Annotated in this window: 7 protein-coding genes; 2 read left to right on the forward strand and 5 right to left on the reverse strand. The window is 47.4% G+C overall.

Annotation, left to right across the window (positions count from 1 at the left end):
* Positions 1 to 2 precede the first annotated feature (2 nt).
* Positions 3 to 1,205: an IS256 family transposase gene (locus tag DC28_RS05195; RefSeq protein ID WP_037545877.1), complete on the reverse strand. Its 1,203-nt coding sequence runs from the start codon at positions 1,203 to 1,205 to the stop codon at positions 3 to 5.
* A gap of 130 nt (positions 1,206 to 1,335) precedes the next feature.
* Positions 1,336 to 1,614 (reverse strand): metal-sensitive transcriptional regulator, encoded by a 279-nt coding sequence (locus DC28_RS05200; RefSeq protein ID WP_037546607.1) that lies wholly within the window; start codon positions 1,612 to 1,614, stop codon positions 1,336 to 1,338.
* A 103-nt stretch (positions 1,615 to 1,717) separates the two neighbouring features.
* Between DC28_RS05200 and DC28_RS05205 the strand changes: the two genes are divergently transcribed.
* A complete protein-coding gene (locus DC28_RS05205; RefSeq protein ID WP_037546609.1) occupies positions 1,718 to 2,080 on the forward strand; it encodes a hypothetical protein in 363 nt (120 codons plus the stop codon).
* 65 nt (positions 2,081 to 2,145) lie between these two features.
* Complete coding sequence (locus DC28_RS16180; RefSeq protein ID WP_081941972.1) at positions 2,146 to 2,358, forward strand: ATP-binding protein; 213 nt, start codon at positions 2,146 to 2,148, stop codon at positions 2,356 to 2,358.
* A gap of 380 nt (positions 2,359 to 2,738) precedes the next feature.
* Here the strand turns inward: DC28_RS16180 and DC28_RS05210 are convergent, their stop codons facing one another.
* From DC28_RS05210 to istB, 3 genes are all read right to left on the reverse strand, one after another.
* Positions 2,739 to 3,806 carry a class I fructose-bisphosphate aldolase gene (locus tag DC28_RS05210; RefSeq protein ID WP_081941973.1) on the reverse strand — a complete coding sequence of 356 codons (1,068 nt, stop codon included), beginning with the start codon at positions 3,804 to 3,806 and terminating at the stop codon, positions 2,739 to 2,741.
* A 103-nt stretch (positions 3,807 to 3,909) separates the two neighbouring features.
* Positions 3,910 to 4,299: a DUF302 domain-containing protein gene (locus DC28_RS05215; protein ID WP_037546613.1), complete on the reverse strand. Its 390-nt coding sequence runs from the start codon at positions 4,297 to 4,299 to the stop codon at positions 3,910 to 3,912.
* A gap of 400 nt (positions 4,300 to 4,699) precedes the next feature.
* Positions 4,700 to 5,393 (reverse strand): IS21-like element helper ATPase IstB (gene istB / locus DC28_RS05220; RefSeq protein WP_037546614.1); only part of this gene is annotated, 694 nt, incomplete at its 5' end.

Genomic DNA, 5,393 nt, shown 5'->3' on the forward strand with positions numbered 1-5,393 from the left:
GATTAAGCAACCTTTTTTCTGTAAATTTCTTTAAAAGCAGGGCGATCATTAGACTCGGGTAAGTACCGTTTTTCATTCTGCCATTGATCGTTCTGTTCGATCAGCATGGCCGCCGCAAGGCGAAGCAAACTATCGGCATTAGGGAATACGCCTACGACCTTTGTTCGCCTTTTTATTTCTTTCATTTGACGTTCAGCCAAATTTGAGGTTCGTAACTTCCTCCTGTGGTTTTCCGGGATATGAAATACGCTTAATCCCTCCCGGAGATTTTCATCAGCCCACTGGGCAAGACGGGGCTGGGTCTTCTCATACTTTTCTACCAGGCTCTGCAAGTACCTTTCGGCGTTCTGTTCATCTGGGGCATTGAAAACCTTGCGGATTTCCGCCGCTACCGCCGGGACATCGTCTTTCCTTGTCACGTAACCACGAGCATTTTGCTGCAAGTGAAATTGACACCGTTGCCACAAGATTCCAGGAAACACAGCATCGATAGCTGCTCGAAGACCCGCATGGTCATCACTGGTAATCATGGTCAGACCATGGAGCCCTCTACGAACCAGGCCTTCTAGAAACGATCGCCAATTTACCTCCGCTTCGCTATTGGCTACTTCTGTGCCCAAAATCTGACGTTTGCCTTCATAATCGACGCCTATGGCCATCAGTAGGGACTGTTTGACCACTTTCGAGCCTACACGCACTGATTCATATGTAGCGTCGAGCACGAGATACTGTATTTGTCCTACCGGCGAGGATCGCCAGGATGTTGCCTCTTCATCCAGCTCCTTCGCCAATCGACTTACCTGTGAGGAGCTCACCTCGGTGCCGCATAGGATTTCTACGATATCTGAAACCCGTCTAGTACTGACCCCTTTTACGTACATCTCGGCTATCGCAAGTTTTAAGGCTCGTTCACTCCGAATACCCTTTTCGATACAGCTGGGATAGAATTCCAGTCCGCGGACTTGAGGTATCTTGAGTAATACCTTCCCGGTAGCCAAAGCCAAGGTTTTGTTCTTAAACCCGTTGGCGTAGCCCATTCGATCTTCGGTCCGCTCATAGGGTTCGGCCTGAAGGGTTTTGGCTCGCTCAAGTTTCATTGCTTCGTTCACTACCTTTTCTATCACCTTAGAAAATTTACTGTCTTCCTTGGTGGCTAACATTTGGATCACTTGCTCTAAAAGTGTATACTCTGATTGGTAGGCCATCGGGCTCTCCTTATGGTTTGTTTCGTCACTTACCATTTGAGCCTGATCGGCCTGCTTTCTTCAACCTAATTTACAGAAAGAATTGTACACCAACGATTTATACCCGGTTAATAAACCATTTTTCCCAGACCTAGCCCTTTCTGAATTTAGATACAAGCATTAAAATTTCGTTGGTTTTCTCCGACTGAATTTGAGGATCTCCGCTACGGATTGCCTCCATAACACAGGTGTCAAGATGGTTTTGAAGAATGAGTTCTTCAACTTTTCGCAGGGCCGAACTAATAGCGCTTGTCTGGGTAAGGATATCAATACAATAGCGCTCGTTTGCGATCATATTGCGAATACCACCAATCTGGCCTTCAATGCGTTTCAAACGCATATCTAGGTCTTTTTGTTTTAGTTCTGTCATGTTAGCTCCTAAAAAAATATACCCTACCAGCGTATAGTTTGTCAAAATAACAGGCTTGTATACCAAAGGGGGGTATGGTATATTGGCAGTGAAGGAGAAAATTATGCATGGATTAGTAATCGGTCCCTTCGGGATGCTGCTCGGCATGGTGATTGTTTACCATGCTGCATCACTCCTTTGGAATTCTCTCCATACAAGGAACTGGAAAAAGCTGACATGGCAAAGCTCTGCTTCGCTCGACGAAGAACATAACACAGGACAGGTTATTCAGGTTTTTAGATTAGCGAAGCGACGCGGGGGGAAGGTAAAAGTATCCGATGTTGTTATAGCCCTTGGTATCACCCCAAAAAAAGCAGAAAATTTGTTATTGGAAATGAGCGACGGATACCACGTGGTTATGGACGTGGATTCTGATGGGCACATGATTTTCACAATCCCAGACTTTTTGGTTGGAAAAAAAGGTTAATGTAAAATCCTTTCGTAGAGCGTAAAAAATCTGTAACTACTTAGCCCAGCGAAACCACCCCCGCTTTGAACCCGTATTGCACCCTCCAATATAGGGCATACTGTACAATCTTTTGCGCATCGATCATCATCACGTCCAACAAGGGATTTGATTCGTGGGCAGCGATGCTTGGTGATGAGGTAATGACGACAGCTTTGCTGGATCGCCTGCTGCATCATGCACATATATTTTCTCTTGATGGTGTTTCGTACAGAATTTCACAAAGGAAGGAGAGATAATTTTTTTCTCCAGGTGGGTCCCTTTTGTTTTCCAAAAAAGGGGGGAATTTAGCTTGCCATTTCCACCTCCCCAAATAGGTTGTCTAAATGCTTGAACAGAATGATTAGGATAAATTTACCCAGCTTATTGAGATGACTCTCAATAAAGCAATGTAACTTGACCGTACAAAGGCTATTGAAACTCCTCACTATAAGAGAACCAATGATTGGATTGGGTACACCAGCGGTGCTTAAGAAGAATACAGTGCTGTTAGTAAATGGAATGACGCTGCGGAACCAGCTGCATGTGGCCCTTGGATTACGCGGAGAATACTGGTCTCCGGCAATTTAATGTGATTTCCTCCACTTGTTCTGGTTACTAGCAACCTAGCCGGTGAGCCCTATGCTACTGTGACCTCATCTGCAAGGTACACATCCTGAATCGCATGGAGTAGGTCAATTCCTTGGTCGGTGGGACGTTGAAATGCCTTGCGCCCGGAAATAAGGCCCATGCCACCGGCACGTTTATTGATTACAGCAGTTCGAACCGCGTCCTTTAAATCATCATCACCCGAGGATGCACCCCCGGAGTTTATCAACCCGGCGCGTCCCATGTACCCATTCATGACCTGATAGCGGGTTAAATCAATGGGATGGTCGGTTGCAAGCCTGGTGTACATACGCTCATCCAATTTTCCGTAAGAAGAATCTCCCATGTTGAGGGCTTTGTACCCACCATTGAGTGTAGGTACCTTTTGTTTAACAATATCCGCCTCGATGGTCACACCCAAATGATTGGCCTGACCCGTCAGATCTGCTGCGGTGTGGTAGTCTTTCCCGCCGGTTACGAACCCCTGATTACGGGTGTAGCACCAGAGAATAGTAGCCATCCCCAATTCGTGGGCTCGATAAAACGCTTTTGCTACCTCAATTATTTGCCGGTTGGATTCTTCAGATCCGAAATAAATGGTAGCGCCGACTGCAACTGCCCCCATATCGTATGCCTGGTCCACTGTCCCAAACATGATCTGATCATGACTATTGGGATAACTTAACAGCTCATTATGGTTGAGCTTTACTATGAAAGGTATTTTATGGGCATACTTTCGAGCAACCGAACCTAAAACACCAAAGGTCGAGGCTACCGCATTGCAACCACCCTCAATCGCAAGACGGACGATGTTCTCTCCGTCGAAGTACGCCGGGTTAGCGGTAAAGCTGGCGCCACCGGAGTGTTCAACACCCTGGTCTACAGGCAGGATGGATAGGTAGCCTGACCCTGCCAGCCGGCCATGGGAAAAGAGGGTTTCGAGACTGCGGAGTACCCGGGGAGAACGATCAGAAATGGCCCACACACGGTCGACAAAGTCCGGACCGGGAAGGTGGAGCTGCTCTTTGGATACGATGGGTTGATGGGTTAAAAGGTCCTGTGCATCCTTACCAAGGATACCTTCAATATCGATAGCCATATTAATTTCCTCCTGCCGCCTCATGGAGGGCGACGTGAATACTGGTACGGGTACCTGGGTCTATCCCCTTCGGTACATCTGGGAGGTTATACTGCGCACAACCTCACTTTAACGATTGTATAACCCGTTCAAGTTTTTGACGGATCTCCTCTGCGATCGGGATAATGCTCTCATTGTTCACCGCCCCCATGGAGCTGACCGGGTCGACGGCGGCTATTTCAATATATCCTGCCTCCCTTTCCTGAACGATGACGTTGCAGGGAAGCAGGGTGCCGATCATATGTTCTGCTTCAAGTGCCCGGTGGGCGTAGGGCGGATTACAAGCACCGAGGATCCGATAATTGTGGTAATCAATGTCCAATTTCTTTTTCATGGTTGCCTTGACGTCGATATCGCTTAAAACGCCGAATCCTTCCGCCTGGAGGGCACGGGTTACTTCTTCAATACTTTCGTCGAAGGGCCGGTTCAGGGTAGTTGAGATGTAATACGCCATAGCTTCTCCTTAAGGTTCTTTCAAAAGACTTTTACAATTGGCTCCCTTGGTTGATCTTGTTATTGTATTTTCAACTGGTGGTTTGCACCGACTGAGAACCTCTTAGTTTTAAGGTACTTATCTTCGGCGGAAATGTACAATTTTTGTAGTGCACGAAACCTTGTAAAATTGCTCTCCGCTCCACCCTCTGTAGTGTGATGTGATGCCAGGGCCACTCCCAGTGGCGGGTTCTACCGGGTTTTACAAGGTTTCGTGTACTATGTACAATTTTGACTGTGAGGTGCACAAGCAGCATCAATCGAGGTAGGAACAACCGGCTGTTATACCTAGATATCTACAGGTGTCAAATAGCGCCGAAATTTACGAAAGAATCGGCGTTTAGTTTTACGAATTCTTCCGTTTAGTTTTCCTTTTCCACCCCTCCTTTTTGCAGTAATTGAAAGTCCTTCAGACGATAGCTGTTGCCATCAATGTTGAAGATGTGTGAGCGGTGGAATAACCGGTCTAAAATTGCAGTAGTCGCCATGTGGTCGTTGGCGAAGATGGTTGCCCAGTCTTTGACTGACCGGTTGCTGGTAATGATGACGGATCCCTTCTGGTAGCGAAGGTTTACAAACTGAAAGAATAGGTGAGTTTCCTGACGATCCATCGCCTGGTACCCAAGCTCATCCAGAACCACCAGTGCATTTTTACTGTATGCTTGGCGGCGTTGTCGGGAAATAGGGGTATCACTTCGTCGCTTCAACTGGGAGAGCAGTTCTTCGACGGTATAGTAAATCACGCTATAGCCCAGCTCAACTGCTTTAACAGCAAGGCCAGTTGCCAGATGGGTCTTGCCCACCCCCGGAGGACCGAAGAACAGAAGGTTTTCCTTCTGCCTGATGAAATCGCAGGTGGCGAGAAAGTCCACCTTGTGTTTTTCCACCGACGGTTGAAACATGTAGTCGAAGTTCTCCAGGTACAGTCCCTTGGGCAGACCGGAGATCTTCATCGAGGTGGCAATCCGTCGCTCCTCCCGGGCATCCATCTCCACCGACAGCACCCTCTCAAAGAACTCTAACGGATTCTGCTTTTCTCGAATCGCAGAGTCGGTT

Origin of the sequence: Spirochaeta lutea (genome assembly GCF_000758165.1) — a bacterium.
GTDB lineage: Bacteria > Spirochaetota > Spirochaetia > DSM-27196 > Salinispiraceae > Spirochaeta_D > Spirochaeta_D lutea.